This window comes from Desulfosediminicola sp. (assembly GCF_048381775.1).
GTDB lineage: Bacteria > Desulfobacterota > Desulfobulbia > Desulfobulbales > Desulfocapsaceae > Desulfopila > Desulfopila ganghwensis.
Genome location: NZ_JBLXGE010000017.1, coordinates 1 through 16445 on the forward strand (window position 1 = coordinate 1; position 16445 = coordinate 16445).

Consider the following 16445-nt stretch of genomic DNA (forward strand, 5'->3'; position numbering starts at 1 on the left):
GACAAAGGTTAAGATTCCGACATAGCCGACCCAGTGCATGGTCAGGTTGAGCTGGATACCTGTATCCCCGCCTGAAGCCGCCATGGCCATCGAGCTGAAACCCAGAACGGTGCCGAGGGTAACAAATAACTTAAAAAAACTCATTTTCTGCATTTAACCTCTCCTGTGGTGATGCTTTAAAACGTGTCCCGCAAGCAATCTCACCTGCGGGACGGATTTAATCTAACTAGTTGGAATTATTGTAGTCATTCCCATGAGTGGCCAGATTATGGTGACAGCCAGCCAGGTTACTGCCATGAGCAGAATTGACGCTGGTATGCCATATTTTACGAATTCTCCTGTGGTGAACTGCCTGGAGTTGTAGGCAATGGCGTTCGGTGCCGCCCCGACCAGGAGCAGAAACGGCATGCCGGCAACAACCAGGGAGGAGAAGAGTATGACTTCTCCGCTTACGCCGAGATATGGTGCAATAACAAGTGCAACAGGCAGGGAAATGGCGATTGCCGCGACGTTCATGATGAAGTTGGTCATCATCATGACGAAGAAGGCCATGCCCATAATGAATACGATTGCCGGAGCATTTTTGAACAGCTGCAACCAGTTGACGGCGAGCCATTTAGCGGCACCGGTCTCCCAGAGGCAGAAGCCGATGGACATTGCACCGGCAAAGAGCAGGATTATGTTCCAGGGCACCATTTCAAGATCATCGAGATCAAGAATATTCAGGGCAAAAAAGGCGATTGTGGATAAGAGCATAACCCCGGTTTTATCAAGCGACGCAAAGGCCGGGACAAAACTCTTGAGGGCAATAACAAGAATGGTCGCTACCACAATGAGTACGGTCGCTATTTCATTACGGCTCCAGGAGCCGAGTTCGACATACATCCGCGCCGCCCGCTCTTTGAGGCCGGGAATGCGATCTTTCTCCGGGCGGAAGAAGACCATGACAAATCCCCAGAGCAAAAACACCATCAACCAACCGATGGGGAACATGTACATGGACAGCTCGAAAAAGCTAATGTTCACACCCATGATGTCCCTGTAGAATCCTAGTGCTACAGCACCACGGGCAGCGCCGAGCAGGGTCACGATACTTCCCGCTCCGGCGACATACGCCATACCTATAAAGAGCCCCTTGCCGAATTTGGTCGGGTTGTCGTCGTCCGAGTAGAGCGCATGGATGGTCATCAGCAGCGGGAACATGGTGGCAGCCACCGCGGTGTGAGCCATCAGGTGGGTCAGTGCTGCGGTCATGACAAAACATCCCAGGTAAATCATGCTGGTTCGTTCACCAATGATGGACAACATCTTGTAAGCCAGTCTCTTGGTGAGGCCTGTCTTGGTGAAGACCATGCCAATGACTATGGAGCCAAAGATGAACAGTACTGATGGGTCCATGAAGTCGCGAAATGCCGTGGCCGGGTTACGGATCAGAAAAATAGCCTGCAGTGCGCCTATGGTAAGGCTGGTGATACCGATCGGAACAACTTCGAATACCCACCAGGTAGCAGCCAGGACAAAGATTGCCAATGCGCCTTTGGCCTCTTTACTGAGGACAAAGTGTTCTCCAAGTGGATCGATAGCATCCGGCCAGGGCGGACACCAGTAGACAAATGCAAAAAGACCAATGCCAAGCAGCATGAAGAAGAGCCGCTTAAGATCGAATGTGGAACCTCTGGCCTGCTGCTGTACCGCTGTTGCTTCACTCATAATCTTTTCCTTCAGTCCTTAAATATTGTGAGCGCCGAGGTTCGGGATGCGGGTTTCATTTACTGCACGTCTTTTAGCGAGGCGTATCCCGGCAGCGCTGTGTTTACTTTTCCCGGTTACTCATTGGTCTGTTGCAATGTGTAACGGAACACCTCAAAGCAACCGATGTGCCAGTATTGTGATAAATCGTATCGAAAGGAAATGGCGGTGGGGCTGGATCTGTTACTGACCTGTCTGGTGTGAACTCCCGGTATCGAACAGCAAGAGAGTGACAGTTGTTGTATTAAGTATCCGATTTTATGTGTATGTGATTGTGGCGTGGAGGGCTTTCAGAGCTTGTGAAAAGAGTGCCGGGAGCTGTACAAAAGAGGGTGAGGGAACCGGGAAAAATCACGTAATCGCGTGTACCGGTGACAAGCGTTCAGGGTTTGGTGAACCTGTCAGAAAGGTGTGCAGGCGTCAAATCTCTTTACAGTTTGCAAAGTAATCGGACAGGTAGTAACGCCTTTTTTGCTAAATCTCTGGAGTTGTGAGGTTGGGCTACCATGTTTATTCGGCTGATTTACGGCCGTTAGGAGGCCATAAAGGGGTCGGTGATACAAAATGGTATGAAACATGCACAAGAAACCACAGCGAGGCTTTGATTTGTGTAACGCAGGTAAAAAAACAACATTTTCATAACGAGGAACACCATGTCATCAATAGCGATCTTTCCATGCATATTTACACCGGCATCCGAGGTGGCTGAAGCCCTTGCCCGCACACATGACCTGAGAGTGTATCGTGATCAGCAATTACTCGAAGATACATCTAGATTATATGGAACAAGCCTTGATAGACTGAACGGGGCTCTTTATGGCAGAACCTCTGTTTTCAATAAATTTACTTTAGAGAGAGAAAAGCACCTCAATCAGCTCAAGAGCGTCCTGGTTGAAAAGATCGTCCAGCCCCAGGGGTATATGTTCTTTGGTTACATGACCTCCCTGATCTCTCCTCAAATCTCGCATATTTTTAAAGCGCTGATTGCAGATAACAGGCAATCACGCATCGAGGCAGCACTTGCTGCAGGGCTTTCTGAGCGCTCAGCGAAAAAACAGATCCATGACGAAGATCTGAAAGCTTTTAACTTAACCGACTTTTTGTATAAAAAAGAGGCGTTTGACAGCTCACTTTTCGATCTGGTTGTGCCGGTGGAAGGTCGCTCTGCCGATACTCTTACCGGGGTAATCTCAAGTTATTTTCAAAGAACATCCCTTCTCAGAACCGAGCAATCCGAGCAGGCTGCAGTTGATATGGCGGTGCAGGCTGAAGTAGAGCGAAAGCTTCTGGCGGCCGGCCATAAAATGAATGTCTCTGTCTCTGGTTCCAAGGCGACTCTGGGAGTGGAGAAAAGTGTTTTGAACTTTGACAGGCTGGTCAACGAATTGAACAACCTGGTTCTTGACGGGGTAGCAGCCATTACGGAAGTGCAGGTTGAAAAAAGCATTCACTACAATGATTCGATTTACCGGAGGCAGCGTTTCGATCTGCCATCAAAAGTTCTTTTCGTCGATGACGAGCGTGAGTTTGTTGAGACCATTTCTGAACGTCTGATAAGTAGGGATGTCGGCACTTACGGCGTGTTCAATGGTGACGAAGCTTTGAGTCTTCTCGAAGAGGATTGCCCGGATGTGATGGTGCTCGATTTGAAAATGCCGGGCATGAGCGGGGTTCAGGTACTTCGGGAAGCCAAGAAGGTGGCACCGGATGTCGAGGTTATCATTCTCACCGGTCATGGTTCCCAGCAGGATATGCTTGATTGCATGGAGCTTGGTGCTTTTTCGTATATGAATAAACCAGTTGATATCGCAGAGCTTTCAGCAACCATTAAGGAGGCTCACAAGAAGGCGGCATCCCATCAGCAGAGCTGATCTGCCGGCTGACAGATTCCTGGACAAGAGATATTCAGAAGAACAGAAAAATAAACAGAACGAGGTTCGCATGGTTGAGATTCAGAATACGAGAGTTTTGCTAGTCGATGACGAAGATGACTTCTTAACGACGTTGGCAAGCCGATTGGAATTACGGGATTTGAAGGTGAGTACCGCTACCAGAGGTGAAGACGCACTCGAGGTTATGAGTGGGTCAGATGTGGATGTGGTGGTGCTTGATCTATCGATGCCCGGCATGGATGGCCTGGAAACCTTGAAGCGTATCAAGAGCCAGGTTCCTGAGGCGGAGGTACTCATCCTCACCGGGCACGGTTCAATCCGTGCCGGAGTGGAGGCAATGAAGCTGGGAGCCGAGGACTTTATCGAAAAGCCTGTGGATATCAACGAACTATTGGAAAAAATAGAAGATGCAAAACAGAAGAGGGTACTGGTGCTGCAAAGCAAGTCCCGGGAGCAGATAGATAAAATCCTGAAGGCGAGACCCTGGTAGGCATGCCATGAACTGTGAACTCTTCATGGTTCATGGTCTGGACCCATTCTGGGTGCAGGTCGCAAGAAGGTCTCGATTATATGCAGTTTTGGCTGATCCGGATTTCTCATGAGCGTTGTGTTGCCGGGAAAGAACAACTGAAAATTTCAAAATGTTTGAAAATGCCAGGAAGTTGAATGGATTGGAAGGTGATTCATGGTAAATTCGGATTAAAGGAGCCACTGTAACCATGAAGGACGCATCGGTAAATTTTGAAATGCAGACAATCCTGGAGGGTATTCCGTATCCTGCCATGATTCTGGACAGGGCATTTCGCATCGTCGACATGAACCGGCGGCTCGAAGCCCTGACCGGCTATGAGGTCGACAGCGTGCAGGGTATTTTCGGTGAGTTGGTTGTGCGAAGCAACACCGGCAACTCCAGGGGGCAGCTTTACATCCGGGCTGTGGAGACCGGTAAATCGTTCGCAGTGGCAGGTGATGTCCTGAGCCGTTTCCGGACAAAAATCCCGGTTCTCTATAATATTGCACCTCTGAAAAAAGATCAGGAATGTCAGGGATTGCTGGTGATTGCCGAAGATATTTCAGCACGGAGCGGTGGGGGGGACAGCACTGCCGCAGCAATTGATACCAGTGACCTCATCGCACAAAGTTCGAAGATGCAGAAGGTGCTCGATATGATACCGCTTCTGGCTCATACTGACGCTTCTGTGTTGATTACCGGTGAGACCGGTACCGGCAAGGACAAGATTGCCGAGGTTATTCATCGTGAGTCCGAGCGGGCAGGCCAGCCTTTTATCAAGGTGAACTGTGGCGCACTGCCGACAGAATTGCTGGAGTCTGAACTGTTCGGACATGTCAAAGGTGCCTTTACCGGGGCTACAAGAAATAAGCAGGGCATGTTTAAGCTGGCAGACAGAGGAACTCTCTTTCTCACAGAGATCGGTGACATGCCTCTGTCGCTGCAGGTGAAATTATTGTCAGTACTTGATGACAGGAAGTTCATTCCGGTTGGGGGGGAGCAGAGTGTTGAGGTGAATGTCAGGATTATTGCCGCAACTCATCGCCCTTTACGGCAGCAGGTGGCCAGGGGCGAGTTTCGGGAAGATCTCTTCTACCGTCTTAATGTCCTCCATGTACACCTGCCTCCAGTAAGGGAGCGGCAACGGGATGTGGAGTTACTGCTCCATCATTTTCTGCATACGTACAACCAACGATTAAATAAGAGTATAACCGGCTTTTCCGCAGGGGTCAGCAAGCTGCTTCATAACTATAAATATCCCGGTAATATCAGGGAACTTCGCAATATTGTTGAATACTGCGTCAATGTTTGCCCGGAAGAGACGATCCGTCGGCAGCATATTCCTGTCTTTCTGTTCAATGCAGTTGAGGAGAAGCGTGAAGTTGTTACCGACGAAAATACTCTGTCCCGGGTAGAGACCTGTGCTCCGCAATCCCGGAATGACGAGATAAAGGCGGGGGAGAGTTGGGGAGCTATCGAGCGGCAGATGATTGTCGAAATGCTGACGAGGCATGGCGGCAGCAGAAAACTTGCGGCGGAGGAACTGGGGTGGGGACGCATGAAGCTCTGGCGACGGATGAAAAAGTACGAGCTGTTGTGAGAGGTGTTTGATGAAACGGAAACTTTTGATGACCATCCAGGGAAAATATGTTGCGCCGCGATTCGATCTCGCTACAGAACTGCTGGTCGCGAGCATCAGTGACGGCAAACTGGCTGGCGAGCCGAAGACCATCATCATGGATAAACCGTCCGATGAGAAGCTGTGTAAAATGATCCTCGAGGAAAAAATCACCGACGTGGTCTGCGGAGGCATCGATGAAATGCACTTTAACTTCCTGCGCTGGAAACAGATCAGTGTTGTGGATGGAGTCATCGCCGACTGGCGCAATGCCTTGAATATGCACCAGGCAGGCTTACTCAGGCAGGGGCAGATACTGTTTGATGGTACCGGTCAAGGTGACCAATCATGAGAGGAATCAATACATCGCTTGATTTTGAACGGGTGATTCCCGATTCTCTGAAACCCGGTCGATTTGTCGCTTCCAAGCGTAATTATCAAAAGCTGCGTTATGCACTTTTGGGCGCAATGGTCGTTATAGCCTTGGTGCCGGTGAGCATGGTATCGGGGCTGAGCTACTATTATTACCACAACCTGCTGGTCAAGGCAGAGTCTGAACAGTTGAACTGGCAGCTCGATGGTTCGGTCAGCGCTATGCAGCACATGGTCGACAGTCTCAGCTCAGTGGTTGAATTCGTAGCCAGGGAAGATCGCTACCAGGAACTGGTGAGCGGCCATAACCTGATGGAGGTACTCAAGAGAAAACGAGAACATTACGGATTCTTTGCCGACCTCGGGGTAATTGACAGCGTTGGCATCAAACAGGCCTATTATGGTCCCTATGACCTGGTGGGCAAGGATTATTCCAAGGAGAGCTGGTACCGGGAGGTCATGGCCAGCGGACTCCATATCAGTACTGTCTATATGGGATATCGCCAGACTCCCCATTTTGCCATCGCCGTCAGCAAGATCGACCCGAAGACGAGAAAACCATGGGTGCTCAGGGCAACCATTGATGCACTGACTCTGCAAAAGTTTGTCAATACCATCAAGACCAACGCCGCAGCAGACTTGTTCATTGTCGATGAGTCGGGGGTACTACAGACTCCATCGGTCTACTATGGTGATACCTTTCAGAGCTATCCAATGGCGATTGCGGCCGGTACCCATCATACCGTGGCGGAAAATGGCGAGGCGATTTTTGAGGCGATAGGCAAAATACCGAATACGCCCTGGTCGGTGGTTCTGGTGAAGAAGCATTTTATTCACCAGGCGGATTGGGTGGCTTTTAAAAAGCAGCTTCTGTACATCATACTCGGCAGTATCATTCTGGGTGTTTTTATTATTCAGTACCTGGTCAGCTATCTGATCAACCTTATTCGCAGCGCGGATGAAATGCAGATGTCGATGCTGAAGGAGGCGGAGCATAACGACAAGTTGGTTTCCATCGGCCGACTTGCTGCGGGCGTAGGTCATGAAATTAATAACCCACTGGCGATAATCAATGAGAAAACAGGGCTTATAGAGGATCTGCTCACCATAACGTCTGACTTCGAATATAAGGCTACCATCGAGAAAAACCTGAAAGGGATAAATACCAGTGTGAAGCGGTGTAAGGCTATCACCCACCGGCTTCTCGGTTTTGCCCGGCACGGCGAAGTGAGGGCTGAGAAATTTGAGATTAATGACCTTATTTGCGAAGTGCTCACTTTTCTGGAAAGCGCTATGCGATATAGCCGTATCAATACAAGTCTGCATTTTGGTGATGATTTACCGACGATTGAAAGCGACAGGATGCAGCTTCAACAGATATTTCTGAATATCATCAACAATGCCATAGACGCCATCGGCAAGGATGGTGGAATCACCATTACCACCAGTCAACTTGTGGGGGATATCCAAGTAACAGTGCAGGATAACGGGCCAGGCATGGAGCAGGAGGTGGTGTACCGGATTTTTGAACCCTTCTACACCACTAAGGAGCAGGGTAAGGGCACAGGGCTGGGGCTTTCCATAACCTATGGCCTGATCAAGAAACTGGGCGGTGATATTACAGTGCACTCAAATCCCGGCAAAGGTACCGCATTTACGATCACTATTCCGATAGAGGGGGAACAGCATGATAGCGAAGAACGGTAAGGTCTTGCGGATATTGATTGTAGATGATGAGGTGGAGTTTGCTCAAACCCTTGCCATGCGGCTGGAGTTGAGAAAATTTCAGATCGGGATCGCACACAGTGGGCGCGCCGCACTGGATATCATGGCTCAGGAATCATATGACCTGATGCTGCTCGATTTAAAGATACCGGATATTGGCGGGCTTGAAGTAGTAGGGATTTTAAGGGATAGAGGCACTTCCGCCAGGATTATTGTTGTTTCCGGTGACGGCCCGGCAGGAGAGGAACAGGTCAAGCTGGAGGCGCCTGTGGCCTCTTACATGGCCAAGCCGGTGGAGTTGAACGCGTTGCTGAAGAATATCAGCCTACTCTTTCCTGATGACGTATGAGTGGCGCTCTCCCCGCTTTTTGCAATGATTTTATGTCGTGATGTCAGGTGACCAGCTGGGTTGCCATGGCGACTCAACCCCGCGACACGGTTTCGATTCTGTCGATCGATTTCCGGCAACAGTTTTACTGATCTTTTCCCGCAAGCAACTCTGGTTGTGTGCCGGGCTGTCGTTGAATGATTTGAAGCATTTTACCCGATTTCGGTATTGACCGGCTAACTCCCCGTATACTTTCCTTTAGTCGTTTACTTCTCCTGCCTCCATGGTATAGTCCCTGACTTTTTGTTTTTTGGGCAAAACGATATACCCGAAACAGTCTTAATCTACTGTTTTTATTGCTACATTGTTGTTTGGCCCAAAAGGAGAGTAAGGGCGGGTTCGAAGCTCGCCAGTGGAGAGAGATATTAATTACTCGTTCTTGCGTCCAATAGTTCAGGTATGAAGCGGGACGCTCATGTCAGGGTTGATGAGAGAGCGGAAGTCGGTAAAGGGAGTTCCTAATGATAAAGAATACACATCTGTTGAAACAGTCAGTGCTCGTGGTGACAATAAGTCTGGCTTCGGGCCACGCCATGGCCGCAGGCTTTCAAATTAATGCTCAGTCAGCAACCGGCATTGGTCGCGCCTTCGCAGGTGATGCTGTAATCGCAGATAACGCCTCTGTAGTGGCCCGCAACTCTGCAGCCATGGCACTTTTTGATGAAACGTCAATGTCGCTTGGTTTTGAAACGATCACCTCCCTGATTGAAGTCAAAGATGCCAGCTATAATGGCGGTGCCATTGGAACTGTTGACGATGTCGGTGGCACCTCCATTGCCCCCAACTTTCATCTCATCGTGCCGATCGATGACAAATTTGCCGTGGGTGTCACCGCCTATTCAAATTTCGGCACCAAGACAGAATTTCCCGATTCATATGAGGCGACGGAATTCGGCGGCCTGACCGATGTGAAGAGCTATAACCTCGGTGTAGCCGGTTCCTACCGTATTAACGAGCAGTTGAGCGTAGGGGCTGGTCTTGACCTGATCTACGGTCAGGGTTCAATGAAGCGAATTTTCAGTGGAGACACACCATTCCCCGGACAAACTATTCTCGATGTGGATAAAGCGGATGGATGGGGAGTCGGTTTTAATCTTGGCACGACATATGAGCTGAATGAAAATAACCGATTTGGCCTGTCATATCGCTATAGCCCCACCATGGATACTGAAGATGACAAGGGCCAGAAAATCAGCTTGCCTCTGCCGGATATAGCGGAATTTTCCGGTTATCATAGAATCGAAGATACCAAGTTCGCGGTGCATTACAGTATCCAGTGGATTGGCTGGAGTGCATTCGATAAGATCACATTTAACGATTTGGAAGGTCCTTTTGCCCCTGCTGAGAAAGACTATGCCTGGCAGGACGGCTGGCATTTCGCCCTCGGCGGTACTTATTACCTGAACGATACCTGGACGCTTCGTGCCGGGTATATGTATGACACCGCCGCCCAGGATGAGGTTACCTCTATTTCCGTACCCGATTCAGATCGCCAATGGTTTTCCGCCGGCTTCACCTATGCCCTCAATGAAAAATCTGATATTGATTTTGGCTTTACCTACCTGTTGGGTAAGGATGTGGCCGTAACAGAAACGACAGAGCTGGGCACTTCTGTCAGCGCAACCACCCATGCGGATGCGATTTTAATGGGTTTGCAGTATAACCGTTCATTCTAAATACTTCGGTTTTACGGTTTTACGGTTAGGTGGCAAGGGGGGCATGCATTCCCTTGCCATTATTTTTGGGAGTGGTAACCCGCTAAGAAGTAAATCTGCTGTTTACCCAACCGAAAGAGCCGTTTGGCAGCCGTACATAATACCAGCCATTATTCTTGGCTCTCACTGTGAGCTTAGCCCCCCGATACCCCCTGTCCGTGACGGAAGAACCCATTGCCGGTGCTGTTCGCACGTTGAGAACAGGTGAATCGACTTTGACCATAAAGGTCTTTTTCAGGTTCTGTTTGGGAGAGGTGATCTTAATTCCCCTTGGTCTCTCAATGACCACATAGCCATTCCTGGATTTCTTATAATACACACCGTAGTAATTATAATAGACGTCCTTGCCTATTTTTACCGATTGAGCGCCGGACGGCAGTTTTTCGATAGTAATGCCAACGGGTGCGGTTACCACATTAAAACCGTTTCTGTTTTTCTGGTAGTAATAGCCATTGTGGAAATAGTAATTCTTGCCGCTATGCTTCACCACCATGTGACCTTTAGGCAGCATCTTTACATGATGCCCGGGAGCGTAACCGCTCTGGGAAGGGCCTGCTAATGCAGTTTGTGCTACGGCCACAGCGAAAACCATCAGCAATACAGCAAATGCCGCAAATTTTCTGTAATCTATATATGCTACGTGCTCTCTGTTCATCTCATATCTCTTGATGTTAACTTTTATCACTAATGTCCCGGAGTGTATCCGATAACGTATTCGGGCTGACTTGCAGAAAACACAAATCAATTCACGTGCCAGAATGGGCATTGATCTGGCTGAAACTGTTATCGTCCTGAACTATCGAATCGAACTGGCGGGGGAAAAATCTTGCAGTAAGGGCAGGCAAAAGAGTGGTGAACAGTTTTTACTCACTCATCTCTGCGATGGGTAATTTTTACACCTTATGGTGCGGCCCGACGTTTTTGAAAATTAACGATAGCGAGCCAGCAGAATTGCCCGAATGCCGATCGGTGTTTCTTCATCATCCCAATGCACCCGGTGCCCGGGAGTCCGGGCATCATCATTTGGGGAATGCCTGTATCAATGGGCTGTTCGACCATAATTCCCGGTCGACTACGTTCATTTGCTCAGCCATGATATAATTATTCTCAATAGATGGCAGGAAATATGAGAGGCATAGTTAAAGTATTGCTGTTTTTATATGCCTCTTGCGGTTTTCAGATTTTGTGGAAGCTCTAAGATTATTTCACTGTAAAGAGAGATGAATATGGAGATCCTGAAAAAGATTGTTGTACCCGTAGATTTCGAGGATAACACAGAGTATCTGGTTGATTATGCCTCTGAGTTGGCGAGAAAATTTGATGCGGAAATGTATCTTGTCCACGTCATTCCAATGGGGTACAGCCTTGGCGGGGAGATGGTCGTAAGGTACTCAGCCATTAAGGAGGATGAGTACAAAAGTTCTGTTGAAAAAATGATGGAACGGCTGGTTGCCGTAACAGGCAAGGATGGCATCCGGTGTAATGGGAAAGTGTTTGTCGGTGATCCTGCTGAAGAAATTGTGCAGTATGTCGATGATGTCGGGGCGGATATGGTGATAATCAGTACCCACGGTGCCAAAGGTCTCGAAAAGATTCTGCTGGGTAGTGTCACCTCCCGGGTGGTTAAACGTTCTAGCTGTCCGGTATTGAGCATGAATCCATATAAGATGAAGAAGTAAATACTGCTCGTATCGGTCCGATCCGGCTGGCTTGTACCGATAATGGAGTGACGAGGGTGCTGAACTGGTTTTGCCGGCAGTCCAGTCGATTCAACATGCGGTTGTCCTGCGGAGAGGTGTGTGGTGGTTGCCTTGGGAGTGTGCCAGTTCAACGAGGTGCTGGTTCAGGCTGGTTATCAGTTCATGGTCAGAACAGGCTATTACTTCTGATGTTGTGCGAAGGCGAAGCACCAGCCGTTACTCCTCTCTTCTAGTTTCTAACCCCTGACTAATTGTCTTCCTGACCACCCAACTGATACTTATCCATCTTCACATGGAGGGTTGGGCGGGATATTCCGAGCATTCTTGCGGCCTGGGAGCGGTTGCCGCCGGTGAGGTCGAGTGCTTCCCTGATGAGAGTGGAAGTGATGTGGTCGATGCAGAAGTCATGGGCCTTGGGGTGCTGACCGGAGATGAGGATCGAGCGTGCCCAGGTCTGGATGGATTCCTCATGACTCATTGCGAAGGTATCATGCTGGAGTTCGCCCTGAAAGTTGATTTCTTCAGGCTGAACCGCTGCTCCTCTATTGAAAATCAGGGTTTTCTTGAGGGTATTTGACAGCTCCCGGATATTGCCCGGCCAGTCATAATGGGTAAGCTTTTTCAGAGCATCCTGGGAGATACCGGGATTGGTAATATCCATGTTTTGGGAAAGCTTTGAGAGCAGATAATGCACCAGGGACGGGATATCATCTTTCCGCTTCCGGAGCGGCGGCAGGGTGATGGTCACCACTCCCAGACGATAATAGAGATCTTCGCGAAAGCTGCCATCACGCACAGCCTGTTCCAGGTCACGGTTGGTGGCGGCGATGATACGAACATCCACGGCAATCTGTTCTTTTCCGCCGATCCGCTCGATGCTGTTTTCCTGAAGCAGTCTCAGAAGCTTGGCCTGAATAGAGAGCGGCATATCGCCAACCTCATCAAGAAATACTGTGCCACCCTTCGCCTGCTCGATTTTACCGATCTTCCTCTGCATGGCTCCGGTGAAGGAACCCTTTTCATAGCCGAACAGTTCGGATTCGAGCAGTGTTTCTGGGATGGCCACGCAGTTGATCACGGTAAATGGTTTATCCACCCGGTGCGAATAGTTATAGATGGCACGGGAGGCGAGTTCTTTACCTGTGCCCGATTCACCACGAATAAGCACGGTGGCGCTGGTATGGGAGACTCTGCCGATGGATTTATAAACATCGAGCATCTCCTTGCCGCTGCCGATAATTGCTTCATGACCGGTATAGGTTTCCGACTCGGGGTTGACCGCAATTGGCGAAGACATGGCGCGGCCTGTATTGAGCCCTTTTTCAATCAGCTCAAGCATTTCCGGGATATCGAAAGGCTTGTAGATAAAATCGTAAGCGCCTTTCTGGATGGCACCGATGGCGGTTTCGGTGTTTTCGTGGGCGGTGATAATGATAATCGGGATTTTAGGGCGTTCGGCGTGGATTTGTTCGAATACCTCGATTCCACTCATATCGGGCAGCCGTACGTCGAGCACGATCAGCTCCGGATTGGTCGCCAGTGCCTGTTCTATACCTTCCTGACCATTGAAGGCAGAGTCGGTCTGATACCCTTCCTGCCTGAGGATTTTGGAGAAGCTGGCGTTGAGCTGGTGGTCGTCGTCGATGATAAGGATTTCTGACATGGGTCCATCCTACATGGGGAGTCTGATTCGTATCTTGGTGCCGGTATTTGTGGGAATAATTGACAACTTACCGCCATGTTCACGGGCGATGCGGTCGACAATACTCAAGCCAAGACCGGAACCTTCATCCTTGGTGGTGAAAAAAGGAGAGGTGACTTTGTCTCTAATAGATTCCGGGATGCCTGGGCCGTCGTCCCGCACTGTTATCTCAACAACGTTACCGTCGTTCGGATCATAGCCGCTTGCGGTCCGAATAACAATCCTGCCGCTGCCGACAAAGGCTTCGCAGCTGTTGGTCAAAAGTCCCAGCAGTGCTTCGCGCATTCGGTCATAATCTATCAGCACCTCGGGAAGGTCCGGCTGAAAGTCATAGGTCAGCTCGGCATTTTTGCCCTGGAGCTTAAACTCCATAAGCTTGCCAACAGATTGAATTACTTCTTTTAAATCATGCTTTTCCAATTTTATCTTCGGAGGGCGGGAAAACTCAAGAAAGCTGGTCACCACATTGTCTATCCTGTCGATTTCCTCAGAAATTACCTTCAGATCTTCTGTCTGGTCGTTGGACAGTTGTGATGAACGTGACAGTGTAAACATTCTCATTTTGATGGAGGTAAACGGGTTACGGATGGTATGGGCAACGCCTGCTGCCAGTTCTCCAACCATGGCCATTTTTTCCGCTTCGACAAGGTTTTTTCGGCTTCGGGTCAATTCATCATTGGCTTGGTCATACCCCTTTTTCATGTTGCCCAGTGATTGCTCCAACGAAGCTATTTCGTTTTGAGAGCTTGCCTGGAACGTGCTGCCGGTTTGAAGGGCCATATCGCGGATGGGGCCGAGAATTTTTTTGTAGAGCAGGAAGAAAAAGAGTGGGCAGAGAATCGTGAAAGAGATGATTGCCAGATATCCTGCTTGTTTAAACACTTCGGAACGTTCAATTTCACGAATCTCCTCTTCGATAATATCGTCCCATTGTTCGGTTCCCAGTTTGGCGCATAGGTAGAGCAGGTTAAAGTGGTGATCTCTTTGCCGCGCATGGGCTTCGGATATATTTATCGTGGCCGGATTTTCAAGATACTCTTCAACTGCGTGCAGGGTCTCTGTTTTGTAAACGATGTATTTTTCGGAAATCTCCTGCAGAATTTGTCGTTGCCAGCTACTCAGGTTCATGTTCAGAACCTGGTTGAGTTCCCGTTCAAAATCGGTCTGGAATGTTTCCAGCGAGTCGAGCCATTCCTGGTTGCCATCAACGAAGAAAAAGGTCAGGAGCCCTTTCTGGTTTGCCAGTGAAACTTCCAGTTTCTGAGAAATTTTATAAATAACCAGCTCTTTCTGGACCATTCTCTTAATGAGATTGTTGATCTCGGTGGCATGCCAGAGCATGGCGATACTGCAAATAAACATCAGCAGGCTCATGGTGCCGAATATGGTAAAGAGCCGGACCCGTAAACTGACGGAACTCAACATTGCTGTACTTCTCCTTTGTTAATCAGGTTATTGCTGACCAGGATCAGCGACCAGTGTTCACAAATACAGTGCTAAGCACAATTTGACAATAACAGAATGGCACATTGTGGCGGGTGTTTAGCGTGTGTTCCCCAAAAAGGATATTGTGCTGTTTACAGGCAGGTGGCGATAAGATGGCGAGGGAGAGCTCGGAGTGCTGACCTGAAGACTGTAAATGGCCCCGGATTAGTTATAATCTACCGGCAGGAGGGGAGAAACACCGGCCGGACAAGATTGCCTGAAAAATGTATATGGAAAGTGGTGAATAGCCGTCTGAAAAGAAAATATTCTGCAGAATTGCTTGGGGATTGAAAGCCCAGGCCAGGCAGCCCAGGTTCAACTATACGCTTGAGGGGGCTGGGAGGGAGTTTAGGTGAATCCCGTGTGGGTTGCAAAAAAAGAATGAGATCGCTCAGGGATTCGATGGCAAATACCTACAGAATGTCCTGTCAGGCATGGCAAGAAACAGCGCCCGAAAATGTGCCAAACATTCCGGGCGCCGGTATCCATAACTGTCAGGCGGAACGGATTTCTATAACCTTGGGCTTTGCTGCTTCAGCCTTAGGCAGGTAGAGTTTGAGTACACCATCCTTCAGCTCCGCATTGACTTTGGGTACGTCAATTGACTGCGGGACGGAAAATACCCTTTTGTACTCGACGCTATCGAACTCTTTCCAGATCTCTGATCCGGAGGTGTCCAGTTTCCGGACTCCACTGATCTCAAGCCTGCCATTATCAACATGCACGCTAATCTGTTCTTTGGCTACACCAGGCATATCGGCATGTAGTAGGATCTGATCGTCATTTTCAAAGATATCAACCAGCGGGGCTATTACCGGCAGCTCTTTGGTGCGTTCCGGCATGCTTTCCTCTTTCAGAATCATTTCTTTTCTATCGCTCATGACTGTCCCTCCATTGAAGTTGTAAACGCACTTATGGAAGATCTATCATTTAATGGTGATTTGCTTGAGTTTGGCAGCTTCAGCCTTTGGCAGACTCAGGGTCAGGATGCCTTCTTTCAGCACCGCTTCAACCCGCTCCGCATCAACCTCCATTGGGAGAGTGAAACTGCGGGTAAACGAGGATGTCCCACGCTCCAGTCGATGCGCTTTGTATCCTTTCGGTAATTCGGCCTTTTTTTCGCCACTGATCTCGACATAGTTTCCCTGGATGCGAAGGGTGATATCCTCCTTTAAAATGCCGGGAAGTTCAACAGCGAGCTTCAGGTGCCCTCCAGTGTCAGAGAGATTTGTGAGCGGACCGCCCTCAAACGGCCTCCAGTCAAAATCCTTGTCATACGATCTGTCAAAATCCGAAAAGAGCCGGTTCATACGATTGCGGAACAGATCCATGGCGCCAAGCATACGGTCAAAGTCACTCGCTCGAGTCCACATAACATTCCTCCTTTTCTGAAGTCAGAAATATGTCGTATGTGCACAAAAATGCGGAGAAAAGCGGTTGTTGTTTTATGTGCTCTCTCCTGTGTTTCTCAGAAATTATGAACGATTGTAATGTCTGTCAATATAGCTACCAGCGTCACGGATGTATTTTCAATTTTCATCCCGATCATTATAAATATTGGCAGAGTAATATTCGGCTCATACCGAGG

Annotated in this window: 14 protein-coding genes; 8 read left to right on the forward strand and 6 right to left on the reverse strand. The window is 49.1% G+C overall.

What is annotated here, in order from left to right; genetic code table 11:
- Positions 1–222: 222 nt before the first annotated feature.
- A complete protein-coding gene (locus ACN5NT_RS21430) occupies positions 223–1710 on the reverse strand; it encodes an SLC13 family permease (protein ID WP_136799934.1) in 1488 nt (495 codons plus the stop codon).
- Positions 1711–2402: 692 nt separating this feature from the next.
- On the opposite strand from ACN5NT_RS21430, the gene ACN5NT_RS21435 reads away from it, so the two are divergent.
- The 7 genes from ACN5NT_RS21435 (at position 2403) to ACN5NT_RS21465 (ending at position 9931) form a co-directional block, all read left to right on the forward strand.
- Positions 2403–3620, forward strand: coding sequence for a response regulator (locus ACN5NT_RS21435; RefSeq protein WP_419176843.1), 1218 nt, complete (start codon positions 2403–2405; stop codon positions 3618–3620).
- Between the two features lie 70 nt (positions 3621–3690).
- Complete coding sequence (locus ACN5NT_RS21440) at positions 3691–4131, forward strand: response regulator (protein ID WP_136799932.1); 441 nt, start codon at positions 3691–3693, stop codon at positions 4129–4131.
- Between the two features lie 229 nt (positions 4132–4360).
- Positions 4361–5752, forward strand: a complete 1392-nt coding sequence (locus tag ACN5NT_RS21445; protein ID WP_419176844.1) for a sigma-54 interaction domain-containing protein — start codon at positions 4361–4363, stop codon at positions 5750–5752.
- A 10-nt stretch (positions 5753–5762) separates the two neighbouring features.
- The gene (locus tag ACN5NT_RS21450; protein ID WP_419176845.1) at positions 5763–6122 is read left to right on the forward strand and encodes a hypothetical protein; all 360 of its coding nucleotides are present in this window, start codon (positions 5763–5765) and stop codon (positions 6120–6122) included.
- Positions 6119–7849 carry a sensor histidine kinase gene (locus ACN5NT_RS21455; protein WP_136799929.1) on the forward strand — a complete coding sequence of 577 codons (1731 nt, stop codon included), beginning with the start codon at positions 6119–6121 and terminating at the stop codon, positions 7847–7849. Before ACN5NT_RS21450 ends, ACN5NT_RS21455 begins: the two co-directional genes overlap by 4 nt.
- Positions 7830–8216, forward strand: coding sequence for a response regulator transcription factor (locus tag ACN5NT_RS21460; RefSeq protein ID WP_419176846.1), 387 nt, complete (start codon positions 7830–7832; stop codon positions 8214–8216). Before ACN5NT_RS21455 ends, ACN5NT_RS21460 begins: the two co-directional genes overlap by 20 nt.
- A 500-nt stretch (positions 8217–8716) precedes the next feature.
- Positions 8717–9931, forward strand: coding sequence for an outer membrane protein transport protein (locus ACN5NT_RS21465; protein ID WP_419176847.1), 1215 nt, complete (start codon positions 8717–8719; stop codon positions 9929–9931).
- A gap of 82 nt (positions 9932–10013) precedes the next feature.
- Here ACN5NT_RS21465 and ACN5NT_RS21470 read toward each other — a convergent pair whose 3' ends face one another.
- Positions 10014–10625: a DUF6515 family protein gene (locus ACN5NT_RS21470; protein ID WP_419176848.1), complete on the reverse strand. Its 612-nt coding sequence runs from the start codon at positions 10623–10625 to the stop codon at positions 10014–10016.
- A gap of 571 nt (positions 10626–11196) precedes the next feature.
- Between ACN5NT_RS21470 and ACN5NT_RS21475 the strand changes: the two genes are divergently transcribed.
- Positions 11197–11649, forward strand: coding sequence for a universal stress protein (locus ACN5NT_RS21475; RefSeq protein WP_419176849.1), 453 nt, complete (start codon positions 11197–11199; stop codon positions 11647–11649).
- Between the two features lie 268 nt (positions 11650–11917).
- Here the strand turns inward: ACN5NT_RS21475 and ACN5NT_RS21480 are convergent, their stop codons facing one another.
- From ACN5NT_RS21480 to ACN5NT_RS21495, 4 genes are all read right to left on the reverse strand, one after another.
- Positions 11918–13333: a sigma-54-dependent transcriptional regulator gene (locus ACN5NT_RS21480; RefSeq protein ID WP_136798833.1), complete on the reverse strand. Its 1416-nt coding sequence runs from the start codon at positions 13331–13333 to the stop codon at positions 11918–11920.
- A gap of 9 nt (positions 13334–13342) precedes the next feature.
- Positions 13343–14797: an ATP-binding protein gene (locus tag ACN5NT_RS21485; RefSeq protein WP_419176850.1), complete on the reverse strand. Its 1455-nt coding sequence runs from the start codon at positions 14795–14797 to the stop codon at positions 13343–13345.
- A gap of 554 nt (positions 14798–15351) precedes the next feature.
- Positions 15352–15738, reverse strand: coding sequence for an Hsp20/alpha crystallin family protein (locus tag ACN5NT_RS21490; RefSeq protein WP_136798831.1), 387 nt, complete (start codon positions 15736–15738; stop codon positions 15352–15354).
- Positions 15739–15783: 45 nt separating this feature from the next.
- Entirely contained in the window at positions 15784–16230 is a 447-nt protein-coding gene (locus tag ACN5NT_RS21495) for an Hsp20/alpha crystallin family protein (RefSeq protein WP_136798830.1), read from the reverse strand.
- Between the last annotated feature and the right edge of the window lie 215 nt (positions 16231–16445).

Bases quoted from the DNA above. Each gene is read 5' to 3' on its own strand.
- ACN5NT_RS21455 (WP_136799929.1), top strand. From the start codon at position 6,119: ATGAGAGGAATCAATACATCGCTTGATTTTGAACGGGTGATTCCCGAT.
- ACN5NT_RS21430 (WP_136799934.1), bottom strand. From the start codon at position 1,710: ATGAGTGAAGCAACAGCGGTACAGCAGCAGGCCAGAGGTTCCACATTC.
- ACN5NT_RS21495 (WP_136798830.1), bottom strand. From the start codon at position 16,230: ATGTGGACTCGAGCGAGTGACTTTGACCGTATGCTTGGCGCCATGGAT.
- ACN5NT_RS21465 (WP_419176847.1), top strand. From the start codon at position 8,717: ATGATAAAGAATACACATCTGTTGAAACAGTCAGTGCTCGTGGTGACA.
- ACN5NT_RS21435 (WP_419176843.1), top strand. From the start codon at position 2,403: ATGTCATCAATAGCGATCTTTCCATGCATATTTACACCGGCATCCGAG.
- ACN5NT_RS21445 (WP_419176844.1), top strand. From the start codon at position 4,361: ATGAAGGACGCATCGGTAAATTTTGAAATGCAGACAATCCTGGAGGGT.
- ACN5NT_RS21440 (WP_136799932.1), top strand. From the start codon at position 3,691: ATGGTTGAGATTCAGAATACGAGAGTTTTGCTAGTCGATGACGAAGAT.
- ACN5NT_RS21475 (WP_419176849.1), top strand. From the start codon at position 11,197: ATGGAGATCCTGAAAAAGATTGTTGTACCCGTAGATTTCGAGGATAAC.
- ACN5NT_RS21490 (WP_136798831.1), bottom strand. From the start codon at position 15,738: ATGAGCGATAGAAAAGAAATGATTCTGAAAGAGGAAAGCATGCCGGAA.
- ACN5NT_RS21485 (WP_419176850.1), bottom strand. From the start codon at position 14,797: ATGTTGAGTTCCGTCAGTTTACGGGTCCGGCTCTTTACCATATTCGGC.
- ACN5NT_RS21470 (WP_419176848.1), bottom strand. From the start codon at position 10,625: ATGAACAGAGAGCACGTAGCATATATAGATTACAGAAAATTTGCGGCA.
- ACN5NT_RS21450 (WP_419176845.1), top strand. From the start codon at position 5,763: ATGAAACGGAAACTTTTGATGACCATCCAGGGAAAATATGTTGCGCCG.
- ACN5NT_RS21480 (WP_136798833.1), bottom strand. From the start codon at position 13,333: ATGTCAGAAATCCTTATCATCGACGACGACCACCAGCTCAACGCCAGC.
- ACN5NT_RS21460 (WP_419176846.1), top strand. From the start codon at position 7,830: ATGATAGCGAAGAACGGTAAGGTCTTGCGGATATTGATTGTAGATGAT.